The 16,083-nt window shown below is 63.5% G+C and carries 17 protein-coding genes and 1 tRNA gene; 14 read left to right on the plus strand and 4 right to left on the minus strand.

Annotation, left to right across the window (positions count from 1 at the left end; all coding sequences use genetic code 11):
- Nucleotides 1-18 precede the first annotated feature (18 nt).
- Complete coding sequence (locus tag NKH05_RS21670; RefSeq protein WP_352481136.1) at nt 19-1,092, plus strand: alpha/beta hydrolase; 1,074 nt, start codon at nt 19-21, stop codon at nt 1,090-1,092.
- Between the two features lie 131 nt (nt 1,093-1,223).
- Nucleotides 1,224-2,387, plus strand: coding sequence for an alpha/beta hydrolase (locus NKH05_RS21675; RefSeq protein ID WP_352481137.1), 1,164 nt, complete (start codon nt 1,224-1,226; stop codon nt 2,385-2,387).
- 19 nt (nt 2,388-2,406) lie between these two features.
- Here the strand turns inward: NKH05_RS21675 and ade are convergent, their stop codons facing one another.
- Nucleotides 2,407-4,218 carry an adenine deaminase gene (gene ade, locus NKH05_RS21680; protein WP_031193529.1) on the minus strand — a complete coding sequence of 604 codons (1,812 nt, stop codon included), beginning with the start codon at nt 4,216-4,218 and terminating at the stop codon, nt 2,407-2,409.
- Nucleotides 4,219-4,475: 257 nt separating this feature from the next.
- On the opposite strand from ade, the gene NKH05_RS21685 reads away from it, so the two are divergent.
- Complete coding sequence (locus NKH05_RS21685; RefSeq protein ID WP_156948018.1) at nt 4,476-4,691, plus strand: hypothetical protein; 216 nt, start codon at nt 4,476-4,478, stop codon at nt 4,689-4,691.
- 87 nt (nt 4,692-4,778) lie between these two features.
- Here the strand turns inward: NKH05_RS21685 and NKH05_RS21690 are convergent, their stop codons facing one another.
- Nucleotides 4,779-5,231 (minus strand): cupin domain-containing protein, encoded by a 453-nt coding sequence (locus tag NKH05_RS21690; RefSeq protein WP_352855868.1) that lies wholly within the window; start codon nt 5,229-5,231, stop codon nt 4,779-4,781.
- Nucleotides 5,232-5,511: 280 nt separating this feature from the next.
- Here NKH05_RS21690 and NKH05_RS21695 point away from each other — a divergent pair.
- Nucleotides 5,512-5,597, plus strand: a tRNA-Leu gene (locus NKH05_RS21695).
- Nucleotides 5,598-5,661: 64 nt separating this feature from the next.
- On the opposite strand, the gene NKH05_RS21700 is transcribed toward NKH05_RS21695, so the two are convergent.
- On the minus strand, nt 5,662-6,240 hold the full coding sequence (locus NKH05_RS21700; RefSeq protein WP_023717440.1) for an NUDIX domain-containing protein: 579 nt from the start codon (nt 6,238-6,240) through the stop codon (nt 5,662-5,664).
- A gap of 153 nt (nt 6,241-6,393) precedes the next feature.
- On the opposite strand from NKH05_RS21700, the gene NKH05_RS21705 reads away from it, so the two are divergent.
- The 8 genes from NKH05_RS21705 (at nt 6,394) to NKH05_RS21740 (ending at nt 13,092) form a co-directional block, all read left to right on the plus strand.
- Nucleotides 6,394-7,497 (plus strand): NADH:flavin oxidoreductase/NADH oxidase, encoded by a 1,104-nt coding sequence (locus NKH05_RS21705; protein ID WP_352481138.1) that lies wholly within the window; start codon nt 6,394-6,396, stop codon nt 7,495-7,497.
- Nucleotides 7,498-7,609: 112 nt separating this feature from the next.
- Nucleotides 7,610-7,927: an SH3 domain-containing protein gene (locus NKH05_RS21710; protein ID WP_023717438.1), complete on the plus strand. Its 318-nt coding sequence runs from the start codon at nt 7,610-7,612 to the stop codon at nt 7,925-7,927.
- A gap of 62 nt (nt 7,928-7,989) precedes the next feature.
- Nucleotides 7,990-8,283: a DUF982 domain-containing protein gene (locus NKH05_RS21715; RefSeq protein ID WP_352481139.1), complete on the plus strand. Its 294-nt coding sequence runs from the start codon at nt 7,990-7,992 to the stop codon at nt 8,281-8,283.
- 28 nt (nt 8,284-8,311) lie between these two features.
- Nucleotides 8,312-8,551, plus strand: a complete 240-nt coding sequence (locus tag NKH05_RS21720; protein ID WP_353026030.1) for a DUF2188 domain-containing protein — start codon at nt 8,312-8,314, stop codon at nt 8,549-8,551.
- Nucleotides 8,552-8,715: 164 nt separating this feature from the next.
- The gene (locus NKH05_RS21725; protein ID WP_352481140.1) at nt 8,716-9,801 is read left to right on the plus strand and encodes an ABC transporter ATP-binding protein; all 1,086 of its coding nucleotides are present in this window, start codon (nt 8,716-8,718) and stop codon (nt 9,799-9,801) included.
- Between the two features lie 33 nt (nt 9,802-9,834).
- Nucleotides 9,835-11,160, plus strand: a complete 1,326-nt coding sequence (locus tag NKH05_RS21730; protein WP_352855864.1) for an ABC transporter substrate-binding protein — start codon at nt 9,835-9,837, stop codon at nt 11,158-11,160.
- A 185-nt stretch (nt 11,161-11,345) separates the two neighbouring features.
- Nucleotides 11,346-12,197 (plus strand): carbohydrate ABC transporter permease, encoded by an 852-nt coding sequence (locus NKH05_RS21735; RefSeq protein WP_502899482.1) that lies wholly within the window; start codon nt 11,346-11,348, stop codon nt 12,195-12,197.
- Between the two features lies 1 nt (nt 12,198).
- Nucleotides 12,199-13,092, plus strand: coding sequence for a carbohydrate ABC transporter permease (locus NKH05_RS21740; protein WP_023717433.1), 894 nt, complete (start codon nt 12,199-12,201; stop codon nt 13,090-13,092).
- A 98-nt stretch (nt 13,093-13,190) separates the two neighbouring features.
- Here the strand turns inward: NKH05_RS21740 and NKH05_RS21745 are convergent, their stop codons facing one another.
- Nucleotides 13,191-14,177: an alpha/beta fold hydrolase gene (locus NKH05_RS21745; protein ID WP_353026032.1), complete on the minus strand. Its 987-nt coding sequence runs from the start codon at nt 14,175-14,177 to the stop codon at nt 13,191-13,193.
- Between the two features lie 146 nt (nt 14,178-14,323).
- Between NKH05_RS21745 and NKH05_RS21750 the strand changes: the two genes are divergently transcribed.
- Nucleotides 14,324-15,073 (plus strand): competence/damage-inducible protein A, encoded by a 750-nt coding sequence (locus tag NKH05_RS21750; RefSeq protein ID WP_353026033.1) that lies wholly within the window; start codon nt 14,324-14,326, stop codon nt 15,071-15,073.
- 79 nt (nt 15,074-15,152) lie between these two features.
- The gene (locus tag NKH05_RS21755; protein ID WP_023717430.1) at nt 15,153-15,986 is read left to right on the plus strand and encodes a universal stress protein; all 834 of its coding nucleotides are present in this window, start codon (nt 15,153-15,155) and stop codon (nt 15,984-15,986) included.
- Nucleotides 15,987-16,083 lie beyond the last annotated feature (97 nt).

A 16,083-nucleotide genomic window follows, 5' to 3' on the forward strand; every position in this document is an offset into this window, starting at 1 on the left:
CGGAGTGGAATTGCTTAAGTGCCCTTGAAGACGATTTGCATCATTGTCCTTGCCGCGCTGCTCGCCGGCTGCGGCGGCCGCCAAACCGAGGAACTGCTCGGCAGCGCCATGATGGCGGTGCCGGTGACGGAAATCGCCGGCAACCACTCGATCTTCATCGCCACCACGCGCAAGCGCTCCGACGATCCCAACAAGGTCTTCGACGGCGAGCGCTCGGCGACGCTGAACTATGCCCGCGTCAACGTCACCGTCCCCGGCATCCACAAGACAGGCCAGATCGAGCGGCGCTCGCGCGGCAAGTCGGACGATCCGGCCAAATACTTCATGGCTTCCGAGGTCGTCGGCTACGACACCCAGCCGAAATTCTCCAGTGCGCTCAGCGCCGACATCGCGGCGCGCGGCGGCCGCGTCATGGTCTTCGTCCACGGCTACAACACCGGCTTCGACGCCGCGGTCTATCGCGTCACCCAGATCACCCATGATTCCGGCTATCCCGGCACGCCGGTGCTGTTTTCCTGGGCGTCGGGCGCCAAGACCACCGACTATGTCTACGACAAGGAAAGCGCCAGCGTTGCCCGCGACCAGCTGGAAGTGACGCTGAGAATGCTGGCGCAGACCGGCGCGCGGCGCATCGACATCGTCGCCCATTCGCTGGGGACCTGGGTCACCATGGAGGCGCTGCGCCAGCTCGCCATCACCGGCGACCGCGATCTCGGCGGCAAGCTCGGCGACGTCGTGCTGGCCTCGCCCGACATCGACGTCGACGTGTTCAAGAGCCAAATGCGCCGCTACGGCAAGCCGGACAAGCCGTTCATCCTGCTGCTCTCCGACGATGACCGGGCGCTCAGGCTGTCCGGCCTGATCGCCGGCGCACGGCCCCGGGTCGGCGACTACAAGGACGCCGCCGACCTCGCCAGCTATGGCGTGTCGGTCGTCGATCTCTCCAGCGTCAAGGGCGTCGACCGCTTCAATCACACCAAATTCGCCGACAACCCGGAATTGGTGCAGTTGATCGGCCAGAAGCTGCGCGAGGATGACGGGTTTGCCAGCGACCGCGAGGTGACCGACCGCATCGCCTCGGTCGGACAATAGCTGCATTGCGCGGCAGTGATTGTTGACCATGCCGCACCATCGGAACAGTTTGAACTGGACCGTGCCGGCCTCTGCCTCTATCGAATAGGCCAAGACGTCTCCGGCTCGACGTCGCCTTTGCGGGAGCCCGCGTGACCGTGCCTTCGAAGATCTTTCTCGTCGTTGCGTTCGCGCTCGCGCTGGCAGGCTGCGCCGGCCAGAACACGCACGATCTGCTCAACAAGACGACGATCACGGTGCCTGCTGCCGATATCGCGGCGACGCATAAGATCTTCGTCGCCACAACCCGGCAAAAGGCGACGAAAGAGCCCCGGCAGGTGTTCGACGGAGACCGCTCGCCGACCACCAGCTTTGCCAGCGTCGAGGTGACCGTTCCCAAGGTCCACCAGGTCGGCGCCATCGAACGGGTCAAGGGCTCGGCCAACAGCAATCCGGCGAAGGATTTCACGGCGACCGGCGTCACCTTCTACGAAGGCGCGCCGCAATTCGCCAAGGCGGTCGGCGCCGACATCGCCATGCGCGGCGACCGCGCGCTGGTTTTCGTGCACGGCTTCAACAACGGCTTCGACGACGGCATCTACCGGCTGACGCAGATCGCGCACGACACCAAATACCCGGGCACCCCGGTGCTGTTTTCGTGGGCGTCGAGCGGCAAGACGACCGGCTACATCTACGACAAGGAAAGCGCCAATGCGGCGCGCGACGATCTCGAAGCGACGCTGCGCATGCTTGCCAAGAGCCGCGCCAAGAGCATCGACATCATTGCCCATTCGATGGGAACCTGGGTGACCATGGAAGCGTTGCGCCAGCTTGCCATCACCGGCGACCGCGACCTCGGCGGCAAGCTCGGCTACGTCATCCTGGCTTCACCCGACATCGACGTCGACGTGTTCAAGAAGCAGATGATCCGCTACGGCAAGCCAGACAAGCCGTTCGCCGTGCTGCTTTCGGGCGACGACCGGGCGCTCAGGCTGTCGACCCTGATCTCCGGCGACAAGCCGCGCGTCGGCGACTATGGCGATGCAGCCGACCTCGCCAGCTATGGCGTCTCGGTGGTCGACCTGACCAAGACTAAGGGCGGCGACCGGCTGAACCACGCCAAATTCGCCGACAACCCGTTCCTGGTGCAGTTGCTCGGCGACCGCCTGCGCGCCCCGGCCGGCCTCGCCTCCGAAGAGACCGCGCCGGCCCAGCTCGACAATCTCGGACAGGGCCTCGGCAAGGCCGTCGGATCGGTCGCCGAGATCGTCATCACCACGCCGTTCAAGGTGCTGAACATCGCCACCGGCGGGTGAAGCGGCGCGCGGGCGGCATTCAGACGAATAGATCAACCTTCTGGAACGTCGTCACGTCGATCAGGCCGACGTCGGAAATCCTGAGCTCGGGGATGACGACCAGCGCCAGCAGCGAGTGCTGCATGTAGGCGTTGTTGAGTGAGCAGCCCATCTGGCGCATGGCGTCGCTGAGTTTGTCCGCCTTGGCGGCGACGATTTCCGCCCGCTCGTTCGACATCAGCCCGGCGATCGGCATTTCGACCAGCGCCAGCTCCTTGCCGTTGGAAAACAGCACGACGCCGCCGCCGACCTCGCCCAGCCGGTTCACGGCCAGAGCCATGTCCTGCTTGTTGGTGCCGACGACGATGATGTGGTGGGCATCGTGCGCCACGCTGGAGGCCATGGCGCAGTCGCCGATATAGCCGAAGCCGGAGACGAAGGCGTTGGTGACGCCGCCCGTGCCCTTGTGGCGCTCGACCAGCGCGATCTGGCAGACATCGTTGCGGCGGTCCATGGCGACCAGCCCGTCCTCCACCGCAAGATCGGCCTCCAGCGCCCGCGTCGGCGCCTGGTTCTCGATGACGCCGATGACGCGCACCCGCACCTCGTTGGCGCCCTTGGGTGCCGCGATGTCGAAATCGCCGGCTTTGAGCTTCTTGCCGAGCTTGACGGTGTTCTTCGCCGTCCGCGGATAATTATAGGCCGGAATGTCGACTTCGAGCTTGCCGCCCTTGGCCAGCCTGACGCCGCGGCCATAGACTTCGTCGATGGTCATTTCGGCCAGGTCGGAGACGATCAGCAGATCGGCGAGCCGTCCAGGTGCGATCGAGCCGATCTCGCGTTCCAGCCGGAAATGCTGGGCGGTGTTGAGCGTCGCCATCTGGATCGCCGTCACCGGCTTCAGCCCTTGGCTGATGGCGTGGCGCACGACCCGGTCCATATGGCCTTCATGCACGAGGGTACCGGAATGGCTGTCGTCGGTGCACAGGATGAAGTTGCGCGGGTCGAGCCCGCTCTCCGTCACCGCCTTGATCTGCGAGGCGACGTCATACCAGGCCGAGCCCAGCCGCAGCATTGCCTTCATGCCCTGGCGGACGCGGGCGATGGCATCCTCGGCGCGCGTGCCTTCGTGATCGTCCTCGGGGCCGCCGGCGACATAGCCGTGGAACGGCAGGCCGAGATCGCGCGAGGCATAGTGCCCGCCGACGGTCTTGCCGGCCCTCACCGTCGCGGCGATCTCGCCCGACATCACCGGATCATTGGCGGCGACGCCGGGGAAATTCATCACCTCGCCGAGCCCGATAATGTTTTCCCAGGTCATCGCCTCGGCAACGTCGGCGACGGTCAGCTCGGCGCCGGCATGCTCCAGCCCCGGCGCCGACGGCACGCAGGACGGCATCTGCACATGCACGTTGACCGGCATGGCGACCGCCTCGTCATGCATCAGCCGCACGCCCGGCAGGCCGAGCACATTGGCGATCTCGTGCGGATCGATGAACATCGAGGTGGTGCCATGCGGGATCACCGCGCGGCAGAATTCCGTCACCGTCACCATGCCGCTCTCGACATGCATATGCGCGTCGCAAAGCCCCGGCACCAGATAGCGGCCGCCGGCATCGACCACCTTGGTGCCCTGGCCGATGGCATGGCCGGCATTCGGCCCGCAATAGGCGAAGCGGCCGCCGGCAATGGCGATGTCGGTGCCGGCGATGATCTCGCCCGAATGGACGTTGACCCAGCGCCCGTTGCGGATGACGAGATCGGCGGGTTTGCGGCCCATGGCGACATCGACCAGATGCGTCGCCATCTCGGCCCAGGGTTTTGGTTTCGTCGCACTGGCGGTCTTCGGCATCAACAGGCTCCTCTTTGCCCGACTGTGCCAAGCCGCGAGGATTTTGACCAGCGAGGAAGTAAGCGCCGACGGCGAAGTTGCAGATCTCCCCCCTTGAGGGGGAGATGTCGCCGAAGGCGACAGAGGGGGTCGGGACATCCTGACGCGAACCTTTACCGCGAACAAAACAGGCTGGCGCTCGACGCGCGACGACCCCCCTGGCCTGCCCTCTTGCCACAACTTGCCATCTCCCCCTCAAGGAGGGAGATCGATGCGCCATGGCTTTCGCCAATCGCCAAGGGCATTTTGTGCCGGCCGCAGCAACTTTGTTCTTGCTTTGTGCCGGCAGCTATGCTACTAATTTGGGTATGGTGCCAATTGGCTCCAACGACCCGTCCTCCCGAGGCGGGTTTTTTTTGTTATTGCGCCATTCATGGCAAATGGCCCAGGCGGAATACGATTCCGTTGCGGCCAATCAGCCTTCGTCTCGTTAGAGGATCCTTCTGAATCGACGCTCGCGGAGTTTGACGCACTCCATCGTTCGAGCCTTCGGCCGGTTCAATCAATTCGATCGCGAACTGTCACTTCTTGCTCGGATCGTCTGCCGGGTTGACGTAGGTGATCTTGAATGGTCCCTCGCCATGAACCTGGATGATCGTTTCGCTTGTCGTCCAGGCGAAGTGATTCATTCCGGCCGGCGCGACGCCGAAGCCGCCAGCAGTCAGTTCGACGCCTTTCGCCTCGTCGAACTTATCGCCCATTCCAACATGGAAGTTGCCGGAAAGCACCGTTACGTATTCCGTGGTGGGATGATTATGTGCGGCAATTTTGTAGCCGGCGGGTGTCTTCAACCGCAGCACAAAGGCGCCGTCCTTTGAGGGATCTCCAGCGACAACAGCCATTTCCGCGCCAGCGGGAATGGCAGCAGGAGCAGGACCCCATTTGATGTCTTTGGTGTTCATCGGCATCTCATCGGCAAACAGAGGCGCCGTCCCAACAAGCAGCAGTGCCAGGGCAGAGGCAAGCTTGAGCATGACAATCTCCCAGTGTTTGTAGAGGACGGCGTCAAGTATCGGCGCGCCGATCCACTTGCCACTTCGAGCCTACCAGGGCAGAGCGCCCGAACGCATCCTGCGAACGGGGGACGCGCATTTGCGGTAGCCTCGGAAGCTGCCGCTTAAAAACATTTCCAGGCGAAACGATTTTGTTTGTATCTGTGTAGGTGATTGGCCCTCGCCAGCCTCCAGTGCCGGATTTGTCGACGACAGAAGACGGCTTGACGGCCTTTGGCTGGCGGCTGAAAAGGGCTGGCCTGCGGACGTGGCGGAATTGGTAGACGCAAGGGACTTAAAATCCCTCGATCTCTGATCGTACGGGTTCGATTCCCGTCGTCCGCACCAGATTTGGTCTCGTTTGATAGTCTCCGTAACTGGAGACCGGGCGCTCGACCCAGTTCTGGGCCCCTCACACCCCAATCGGGTTCAGCTTCAAATGCTGGATCAGCATAATGGTCTTGGCGTCGATGATCCGACCGTCGTGGATGCCGGCCAGCGCCTCGTCGAGCGGCATTTCGAGAACCTCGATGTCCTCGCCTTCGTCATGGGCGCCACCGCCGTCGGAAATGCGGTCGGCGGGCGAGTAGCGAGCGACGAAGAACCAGAGCCGCTCGGTGACGCTGCCGGGGCTCATATAGGGCGAAAACAGCCGCTGCACGTCCTTCAGCCGATAGCCGAGTTCCTCCTCGGCCTCCTTGCGGATACAGGTTTCGGGATCGTCTTCGTCGAGCAGGCCGGCGCAGGCCTCGATCAGCGGCTCCTTGTGGCCGGTGACGTAGGCGGGGTAGCGGAACTGCCGCACCAGAAGCACAGTCGAGCGCTCGGGATCGAAAGGCAGGATCACCGCGCCGTCGCCGCGATCGTAGGTCTGGCGGGTATGCGTTTCCCATTTGCCGTCGCGCCGGCGGTAGTCGAAGACGGTCTTTTTCAAAACCGCCCATTCGTCGGACAGGACTTCCTCCGAGCGGATGCGAATGCGATCTTCCATGGTGGACTCCCTGCTGCCGCGGCAAGGCGTAGCCGCGAACGGCGGTTCTTGCAATCCGGCTACCAATTGGTCCAGTGCGCCGGTTCACCCTCTCGTGTCTGGCGCATCTGCAAGTGCCTGCCTAAATAGCGGCAACCCTTTCCGGAGTTTTTTATGACCTCATCTCTTTTCCAGCCGATCACCCTCGACGGCCTCACCTTCCCCAACCGCATCGCGGTCGCGCCGATGTGCCAGTATTCGGCCGAGGACGGCTCGGCCAGCGATTGGCACCTCTATCACTGGATGAACCTGGCGATGTCGGGTGCCGGCATGGTCACCGTCGAGATGACCGAGGTCGAACGGCGCGGCCGCATCTCGCATGGCTGCCTCGGCCTTTACTCCGAGGACAATGAGGCGGCGGCGCGGCGCACGCTGAATGCAGCCAAGCGCGTCGCCGCGCCGGGCACGAAATTCGGCACTCAGCTTGCCCATGCCGGCCGCAAGGCCTCCAACCGGAAACCCTGGGAGGGCGGCGGACCGCTGAATGCCGATCAGGATCCGTGGCCGATCGTGTCGGCCTCGGCAATCGCCTACGACACCGGCTGGCAGGTGCCGCGGGCGCTGGAGGATGACGAGATCCTGCAAATCATCGAACGCTTCGCCGAAGCGGCACGGCGGGCCGAGCGGGCCGGCTTCGACTTCATCGAGCTGCATGCCGCGCATGGCTATCTGATCTTCCAGTTCCTGTCGCCGCTTTCCAACCGGCGCACCGACCGCTGGGGCGGCTCGCTGGAAAACCGCATGCGTTTCGCCGTCGAGATCGCCAAGGCGGTGAAGAAGGCGGTGCCCAGGCTGATGCTGGGCGCGCGGCTGTCGATCAAGGAATGGGTCGATGGCGGCTTCGACGTCGAGGATGCGATCGAAGCGGCAAAAGCGCTGAAGGAAGTCGGCGTCGCCTATCTCTGCTGCTCGAGCGGCGGCAATTCGCCGTTGCAGAAGCTGCCGTCCGGACCCGGCTACCAGGTGCATCTGGCGGAAGCGGTGCGCAAGGGCGCCGGCATCGCGACGCGGGCCGTGGGCCTGATCGACGATCCGAAACAGGCCGAGGCGATCGTCGCCGATGGGCGCGCCGACATGGTGGCGCTGGCGCGCGCCTTCCTTGCCGATCCGCGCTGGGGCTGGCGCGCCGCGGCCACCTTCGGCGAAAAAATCCACCCGGCGCCGCAGCTTGCCCGCTCGGTGACGACGATGCAGCATTGGATGAAGGCGGCGAACTGACGGGGCGGGTTCTCACCTCGCTGGACAGGGAACCATAGCTTCGCTTTGATCCTCTGCCGGTGTAGAGTGGCGAGGGCCGCGGCTGGGCGCGGCAGGTTGGGGGAGCAGAGACATGTCGTTCAGGGGGATTTCCATTGCGGCTGCTGCAGCGGTTTTGGCCGGGCTGTCGTTTGCCACATCGACGCCGGCCGGGGCGCAATATTGCGAAGGCACGGTGCACGGTCTTTCCAGGCACTACAATCTGGCAACGGGAAGCGGCTTTCTCGCCGTTCGGGCCCGGCCGAACTCGTCGTCGCGCATGATCGGGCAATTGTTCAACGGCGACCAAACCGAGATCTTTGACCGTCGCGGAAACTGGTACCAGGTCGATTTCGGCGGCCGCGCCGGCTGGGCGAATGCGCGCTGGCTGCGCAACGACTGCGGCTATTGAGGTATTTTCGCCTGAGCTAAAATAGCTGTTGCAACCAAATCGGCCGCTCCGCGTTGGCGGCGATGATGGACAGCAAGCCATTTGAAAAGCCGGTCGTGGTCGAACTCGGCCATGTCGGCAAATATCGGCATATCCGCAGCGCCCAGGAGGCGGCGGAGTGCCTGATGACGGTCTGGCCACTCAATCGCGGGCCGCGTCATCGTGATGCCCTCGACACTTGCCTAAAAGTGCTGGAAGGTTATCGTTCGACGGCCGATGCACGCCGGGCACTGATCGAAGCCGCCAGGGAATCGGAGGTGCTGGTTACGGACGACAAGCCGCCAGACGACAGACTGGCCGATGACAGGCTGCATTGAGGCAACGGGCTTTCAACCGGAGGGTTTCATGGCGAAACTGACCTATAAGATCGTCGAGCATGATGGAGGCTGGGCCTACAAGGTCGGCTCGACATTCTCCGAAACGTTCCCCACCCATCAGGACGCGTTGCGCGCCGCCGAGATCGCTTCCGCCGAACAGCAGGTCGCCGGCAACACCGACGGCATCCAGTACGAGGACGCCGACGGCAAATGGCACGACGAGCTCGCCGACGGCCGCGACGGGCCGCAGACCGAGGTTTCGGATTAGGGTGTGTCGATATCCAGGTGATGCCGGCGTGCTTTACAGGTCGGTTTGGTAGCGCTACCGTCTCACATCGCGCGTGACCGGGGAGGAGCCTGGGCGCTGTCGCGGCCCAGGCAAGAAAGCGGTTTCCTTCGAAGTCGTTGCAGGAATCAGTCGGGAGGAGATCGATGGCGTCTGTCGCAATCGGCGATGTCTACAAGTCATTTGGGACCGTCGAGGTCCTGCACGGGGTCAGCGTCGATATAGACGACGGCGAGTTCGTCACGTTGGTCGGGCCTTCGGGTTGCGGAAAGTCGACCCTGCTCAGGATGATCGCCGGCCTGGAAAAGATCTCGCGCGGCCAGATCGCGATCGGCAAACGTATCGTCAACAACGTTGCGCCAAAAGAGCGCGACGTCGCCATGGTTTTCCAGAACTATGCGCTCTACCCGCATATGACGGTCGCCGAGAACATGGCGTTCTCGCTGATGCTCAAGGGCGTTCCCAAGACGGAGAGCGATGCCGGCGTGCGGCGCGCGGCCGAAATCCTGGGACTGCTGCCGCTGCTCGACCGCTATCCGCGCCAGCTTTCCGGCGGCCAGCGCCAGCGCGTCGCCATGGGCCGCGCGATCGTGCGCGATCCGCAGGTCTTCCTGTTCGACGAGCCGCTCTCCAATCTCGATGCCAAGCTCCGGGTGCAGATGCGCGCCGAGATCAAGGAACTGCACCAGCGCCTGAAGACGACGACGGTTTACGTCACCCACGACCAGATCGAGGCGATGACCATGGCCGACAAGATCGTCGTCATGCACGACGGCATCGTCGAGCAGATCGGGCCGCCGCTCGAACTCTACGACCGGCCGAACAATCTTTTTGTCGCCAGCTTCATCGGCTCGCCCGCCATGAACATGCTCAGGGGCGAGATCGTAAGCGACGGCTCGCCGTCGTTTCGCGGCGCCGGAGGGATTTCGGTCCCGTTGGCCTCGGCACTTTCCATCGGCAATGGTGAGCCGGTCGTGCTGGGGATACGGCCCGAGCATTTGCGGCTATCCGACAATCAGGGCATTCCGGTCACTGTCGTGGTGGTCGAGCCGACAGGGTCCGAAGTGCAGCTCATCGGCCGAACCGCCGGCGGCGAGGAGATCGTCGCCAATTTCCGGGAACGGCATTCCTTCACGCCGGGCGAAACCATCTGGCTTACGGCCGAGCCTGGCCTCATCCATCTCTTTCACGGCAAAACCGGACAGCGGTTCGAAACACCCATCAAGCAGTAGGACGGCACGGACAATAAGCAGGAGGAAGCGAGCATGAAATTCACCAGACGCGACGTGATCCGCACCACCGCCGGCGCTGCGGCGGGAGCCTTGGGAAGCCGGCTCATCGGCTCTCCCGCCTTTGCCCAGGAGGGATTGAAGTACAAGCCCGAGGACGGCGCCAAGCTCAGGCTGCTGCGCTGGTCGCCCTTCGTGCAGGGCGACGAGGATCAATGGCTGGCCAACACCAAGCGCTTCACCGAAGCGACCGGTGTCGAGGTCCGCGTCGACAAGGAAAGCTGGGAGGACATCCGTCCCAAGGCAGCGGTCGCCGCCAATGTCGGCTCCGGCCCGGACTTGATGTTGGTCTGGTTCGACGACCCGCATCAATATCCCGACAAGCTGCATGACGTGACGGAACTGGGCGAATATCTCGGCTCGAAATATGGCGGCTGGCACGATGGACCGAAGCAATATGCGACACGGCAAGGCAAATTCCTCGGCCTGCCGCTGGCCACCATCGGCAATGCCATCGTCTATCGTGAAAGCTGGGTGAAGGAGGCCGGCTTCTCCGAATTTCCGAAGGACACGGCAGGCTTGCTCGAGCTTTGCAAGGCATTGCAGGCGAAGGGACACCCGGCCGGCTTCACGCATGGCCACGGCGTCGGCGACGGCAACAACTACGCCCACTGGCTGCTATGGAGCCATGGCGGCCAGATGGTCGACGAGAGCGGCAAGGTGACGATCAACAGCCCCGAGACGCTGAAGGCGATCGAATACGCGCAACAGCTCTACAAGACCTTCATTCCCGGTACCGAAAGCTGGCTCGACGTCAACAACAACCGCGCCTACCTGGCCGGCGAATTGAGCGTGATCGCCAATGGCATTTCCGCCTACAACACCGCCAAGATCAACAAGGACAAGGATCCGAAACTGACCGAAATCGCCAAGGACACGCGCACGACCAACCTGCCGATCGGTCCTGTCGGGAAATCCGTCGAGCTGTTCCAGGTGACCACGGCCGTGATCTTCGACTACACGCCCTACCCCAATGCGGCCAAAGCCTATCTGCAGTTCATGTTCGAGGAACAGCAAATGTCGCAGTGGATCACGTCCTCGGCGGGCTATTGCTGCCAGACGCTCAAAGCCTTCGGCGACAACCCGGTGTGGACGGCCGATCCGAACAATGCCGCCTACGCCAAGGCCTCGGCGACGCTGCGGCCCAACGGCTATGCCGGCCCGCTCGGCTATGCTTCGGCGGCGACCATGGCCGACTATGTGCTGGTCGACATGTTCGCCAAGGCGGTGACAGGCCAGGCGACGCCGCAAGAAGCGATGGCAGAAGCCGAGAAGCGCGCAAACCGCTACTATCGCGTTTGAGCGGATTCAGCCGGGCAGCCATGCTGCCCGGCTTCGAATCGCGCATGGCCGCCTGGCCGATCAATGAGACTTAGAGGAGCCGACCCATGGCCGTGACCTCCGCTGCCGCTCAGCCACCCCGGTCGACGCTGTCGCGCATTTTGACGTTCGTGTCTGAAAGTCATAACGCGCTTGGCTTCGGCTTCATGCTGCCGGCGGCGGCGCTGCTGCTGGTCTTCCTAACCTATCCGCTCGGGCTCGGCGTCTGGCTCGGCTTCACCGATGCCCGCATCGGCCGCCCCGGCATCTTCATCGGCATCGAGAACTACGAATATCTGTGGGATGACGCCGTCTTCTGGCTCTCCGTCTTCAACACCTTGCTCTACACGATCAGCGCCTCGATCCTGAAGTTTGCGCTAGGCCTCTGGCTGGCGCTTATCCTCAACCAGAACCTGCCGCTCAAGTCGTTCTTCCGCGCGATCGTCCTGCTGCCCTGGGTGGTGCCGACGGTGCTGTCGGCCATCGCCTTCTGGTGGATCTACGATTCGCAGTTCTCGATCCTGTCCTGGGCGCTTATGGAAATGGGCCTGATCGACCATCGCATCAACTTCCTCGGCGATCCGGAGAATGCGCGCGCTTCGGTCATCGCCGCCAATGTCTGGCGCGGCATTCCTTTCGTGGCGATCACGCTGCTTGCCGGCCTGCAGACGATTCCGCAGTCGCTCTACGAGGCCGCCACGCTCGACGGCGCCAGCCGCTGGCAATTGTTCCGCTATGTGACGCTGCCGCTGCTGACGCCGATCATCGCCATAACCATGACGTTTTCGGTGCTGTTCACCTTCACCGATTTCCAGCTGATCTATGTGCTGACGCGCGGCGGGCCGGTGAACGCCACCCATCTGATGGCGACGCTGTCGTTCCAGCGCGGCATTTCCGGAGGCCAGCTTGGCGAAGGCGCCGCGATCGCAGTCGCCATGATCCCGTTCCTGCTGGCGGCGATCCTGTTCAGCTACTTTGGCCTGCAACGCCGCAAATGGCAGCAGGGCGGCGGAGATTGACATGACCGCGATCGAAACGAGCAAACGCCCCGAACTCGACGAAGGCGGCATGGGCTACCTGCAGAGTGTGCCGCGCCGCGTGGTGACGGTTTACCTGCCGTTGCTGATATTCGTCATCGTGCTGTTGTTTCCGTTCTACTGGATGACGATCACGGCGGTTAAGCCCAACCTCGAGATGACCGACTACGCCAATTTCAATCCATTCTGGGTGGTGCATCCGACGCTCGAGCATATCCGCTATCTTCTCTTCGAGACGTCCTATCCGGGCTGGCTGCTCAACACGATCATCATCTCGACCGCCGCCACTTTCCTGTCGCTGCTGGCAGCAGTGTTCGCTGCCTATGCGATCGAACGCTTGCGGTTCTCCGGGGCGCGGCAGGTCGGCCTCGCGGTGTTCCTGGCCTATCTCGTGCCGCCGTCGATCCTGTTCATTCCGCTGTCGGTGATGGTGTTCAACCTTGGGCTTTACGACACGCCCTTCGCGCTCATCCTCACCTATCCGACCTTCCTGATCCCGTTCTGCACATGGCTGCTGATGGGTTACTTCCGCTCGATCCCGTTCGAGCTGGAGGAATGCGCGCTGATCGACGGGGCGAGCCGCTGGCAGATCCTCACCAAGATCGTGCTGCCGCTGTCGGTGCCGGGCCTGATTTCCGCGGGCATCTTCGCATTCACGCTGTCATGGAACGAGTTCATCTACGCCTTGACCTTCATCCAGTCGTCCGAAAACAAGACTGTGCCGGTCGGCGTGCTCACCGAACTGGTGCGCTCGGACGTCTATGAATGGGGCGCGCTGATGGCCGGAGCGCTGATCGGCTCGCTGCCGGTGGTGGTGCTCTATTCGTTCTTTGTCGAGCACTATGTTTCCTCGATGACCGGAGCCGTGAAGGAATAAGTTCGGAGGTATTCCCGGCGGCCGGGATGTCCCTGAGGCACCCTGCCGGCCGAGGCTGCGGCGGGTTGCACACCTTTGCGTGAGGTTCCGGGAGGGTGTCAGCTGCTGGTGTCGGACTTCGGCGCAAATGCGCGGTCGGCAATGCGTTCGATGAAAGCGACGACCCGTTCCGGCCCGACGAATTGTGGCATATGGCCAAGCCCCTCGACCGGCTCGAAATCGAGCCCGCTGATCTTTTCCATCACCGGCCAGCCATGGATATCGATGCCCAGCACGAAGTCGCAAGCACCGAACAGAATGCCGGCCGGCATGGTGATCTCGCGATAGCGTTGCTCGATGCGGCCAAGGTCGTGCTCGATGGCCACGACATCGGTCGACGTTGCATAGAAATGGCTTGGCCTGAGCCCGCACCAGCCGCCGCCCTCGACCATATAGTCGGCCGGCGTCGCCTGCGGCGCGAAAATGAAGGCCAGCGTGCGTTCTGCGTATCTGAGAGCCGCCGGGATCGCCACCGTGTGAGCCATGATCCGGCGCCGCAGCGGCGACTGAATGTATAGCGGGCCGAACTTCTCGCGCGCGTCCGGCTCCAGATGGGTCAGCGGCGCCAGCAAGGCGATACCGGAAACCGCCTCGGGATGCTCGACAGCCAGCGTCAGCGCGATGGCGCCACCCAGCGAATGGCCGACGATCAGCGGCTTTTGCAGTCCAAGCGCCTCGATAAAATGCCGCACGATCTCGGCCTGCTCGGGTAGCCGCCCGCTGGCGCCCCTGGCCCGCACCGAATAGCCGGAACCCGGACGGTCGAGCGCGATCAGCCGATAGTTCGGGCCGAACCGTCCGAACAGCGTGTGGCGGAATTGATGAAGCTGCGCGCCAAGGCCGTGCAGGAAGACGATCGGCCGCCCCTCGCCCATCTCGAAATAATGGATGCGATTGCCGTCGATCTCGATGAATTTACCGCTGGCCGGCACCAGCCTTTCGGCTTTCGCCGCAATCCGCAGCGTCGCCAGCACAGGATAAGCTGCCACGACGAGCGCCAGCAGAAACAGCGCGCCGGGCAGCCATAGAAGAATCGATACCGGCATGTTCTTGCTCATGGCCCAAACCGGCGCAGCATCACCCGCCGAAGGTTCCACTGCAAGAGAGGTGGCACAGGTGGATCCGTCGTTTGGCGGCATTGCCGCCGGCCGTTCGCCGCGCTATCTCAGGCGACCCGTTGCCGGAGCCTGCCATGACCGAAATCGTCACCGCCGCCATGCTCGTCATCGGCGACGAGATTCTGTCCGGCCGCACCAAGGACAAGAACATCGGCCACCTCGCCGACATCATGACGGCGATCGGCATCGACCTGAAGGAAGTGCGCATTGTTGCGGACGAGGAAGACGAGATCGTCGCTGCGGTGAATGCGCTGCGCACCCGCTACAGGTATGTCTTCACCACCGGCGGCATCGGCCCGACGCATGACGACATCACCGCCGATTCCATCGCCAAGGCCTTCGGCGTGCCGTGCGAATACGACGCCAGGGCCTACGCCCTGCTGGAGGCAAGCTATGCTGCCCGCGGCATCGAATACACCGAAGCGCGCAAGCGCATGGCGCGGATGCCGCGCGGGGCAGACCACATCGACAACCCGGTGTCGGTTGCGCCGGGCTTTCGCATCGGCAACGTCCATGTCATGGCCGGCGTGCCGGCGATTTTCCAGGCGATGCTCGACAATGTCGTGCCGACATTACGGGCCGGCACCAAAATGCTGTCGGCAACCGTGGAATGTCCGTTCGGTGAAGGCCTGATCGGCGGCCCGCTGGGCGACATCCAGAAGGCGCATCCGGATACGATCATCGGCTCCTACCCGAAATATGGCGACGGCAAATTCTGGACGGAACTGGTGGTGCGCGCCCGCAGCCAGCAGGCGCTGGACTCCGCGCGCGCCGACGTAGAGGTTATGGTGGCGGGCCTGACCAAGGCAAGCAAGGTGGGCTGATCGGCAGGCGTGACGGAACCAAGCATCGCGCCGTGACGTTTGTCACGAGTGGGATCGCCGAAAAACTGAGGGATTGCCCATGCGCTTCAAGACCATTGTCGCCATATTGCAGAATGAACAGGACGCCGAGCGCGTTCTCGACTGCGCGATCCCGCTGGCCAGCCGGTTCCAGAGCCATCTGATCGGCATTCATGCCGAGGCGCTGCCCGTGCCCTACACCTCGGCCACCGGCTTTCCGGACACCGAGTTCCTGCAGGTTTCGGCCGACATGAACCGGGAGCGCGCCGAGAAGTTGCAGGCCGCCTTTCACAAACGCGTCGAGAATTCCGGCCTGTCGTTCGAGTGGCGCAGCCTCGAGAGTTTTTCCGGCGACAGTGCGCTGACCGGTATCTCGACCGTTCGCACCGCGGATCTGATCATCGCCGCGCAGCGCGAATCGAGCGGCGATCCGAGCGCCGACGTCGACACGCTGGTCTACGATGCCGGCCGGCCGGTGCTGGTGGTGCCGCATTCGGGTCCGCTGGTCACCAGCTTCAAGCACGTGCTGCTCGCCTGGAACGGCAGCAAGGAGGCCGCACGCGCGGCCTTCGATGCCCTGCCCTTCATCATCGAGGCCGAGAAGACGGACATCGTCGTCATCGACCCGCCGGATACGCTCGAAGAGGCGCCGGAAACGGCCGGCGCCGAGATCGCCGCCTCGCTGTCCAGGCACGGCGCGACCGTCAGCGTCTCGGTGCTGAGGTCCGGCGGCGCCTCGGTCGACGACATCATCCAGACCAGGGTCGCCGAATCGGGCGCGGACCTGCTCGTGCTCGGCGCCTACAGCCATTCCTGGCTGCGCCAGCTGCTGTTCGGCGGGGTGACGCGAACGGTGCTGCGCACCGCGCCGGTGGCGGCTTTCCTGTCGCGGTAAGTTCATAGAGATCACGGGTTGGACAATCGCTTTGCCGCGCCCTTGCCAAGGCCAAGCCTTTCCAGTTAATTCCGCCCGCATTCCATAGTGTCTGCGC

The sequence above is a fragment of the Mesorhizobium sp. M1399 genome, assembly GCF_040317735.1.
In the GTDB taxonomy this organism is placed as follows: domain Bacteria; phylum Pseudomonadota; class Alphaproteobacteria; order Rhizobiales; family Rhizobiaceae; genus Mesorhizobium.

What these genes read in the sequence shown, in the direction of transcription:
- ade (WP_031193529.1), bottom strand. Translation starts at nt 4,218, where the DNA reads ATGCCGAAGACCGCCAGTGCGACGAAACCAAAACCCTGGGCCGAGATG.
- NKH05_RS21685 (WP_156948018.1), top strand. Translation starts at nt 4,476, where the DNA reads ATGGCTTTCGCCAATCGCCAAGGGCATTTTGTGCCGGCCGCAGCAACT.
- NKH05_RS21690 (WP_352855868.1), bottom strand. Translation starts at nt 5,231, where the DNA reads ATGCTCAAGCTTGCCTCTGCCCTGGCACTGCTGCTTGTTGGGACGGCG.
- NKH05_RS21700 (WP_023717440.1), bottom strand. Translation starts at nt 6,240, where the DNA reads ATGGAAGATCGCATTCGCATCCGCTCGGAGGAAGTCCTGTCCGACGAA.
- NKH05_RS21705 (WP_352481138.1), top strand. Translation starts at nt 6,394, where the DNA reads ATGACCTCATCTCTTTTCCAGCCGATCACCCTCGACGGCCTCACCTTC.
- NKH05_RS21710 (WP_023717438.1), top strand. Translation starts at nt 7,610, where the DNA reads ATGTCGTTCAGGGGGATTTCCATTGCGGCTGCTGCAGCGGTTTTGGCC.
- NKH05_RS21715 (WP_352481139.1), top strand. Translation starts at nt 7,990, where the DNA reads ATGATGGACAGCAAGCCATTTGAAAAGCCGGTCGTGGTCGAACTCGGC.
- NKH05_RS21720 (WP_353026030.1), top strand. Translation starts at nt 8,312, where the DNA reads ATGGCGAAACTGACCTATAAGATCGTCGAGCATGATGGAGGCTGGGCC.
- NKH05_RS21725 (WP_352481140.1), top strand. Translation starts at nt 8,716, where the DNA reads ATGGCGTCTGTCGCAATCGGCGATGTCTACAAGTCATTTGGGACCGTC.
- NKH05_RS21730 (WP_352855864.1), top strand. Translation starts at nt 9,835, where the DNA reads ATGAAATTCACCAGACGCGACGTGATCCGCACCACCGCCGGCGCTGCG.
- NKH05_RS21735 (WP_502899482.1), top strand. Translation starts at nt 11,346, where the DNA reads ATGCTGCCGGCGGCGGCGCTGCTGCTGGTCTTCCTAACCTATCCGCTC.
- NKH05_RS21740 (WP_023717433.1), top strand. Translation starts at nt 12,199, where the DNA reads ATGACCGCGATCGAAACGAGCAAACGCCCCGAACTCGACGAAGGCGGC.
- NKH05_RS21745 (WP_353026032.1), bottom strand. Translation starts at nt 14,177, where the DNA reads ATGCCGGTATCGATTCTTCTATGGCTGCCCGGCGCGCTGTTTCTGCTG.
- NKH05_RS21750 (WP_353026033.1), top strand. Translation starts at nt 14,324, where the DNA reads ATGACCGAAATCGTCACCGCCGCCATGCTCGTCATCGGCGACGAGATT.
- NKH05_RS21755 (WP_023717430.1), top strand. Translation starts at nt 15,153, where the DNA reads ATGCGCTTCAAGACCATTGTCGCCATATTGCAGAATGAACAGGACGCC.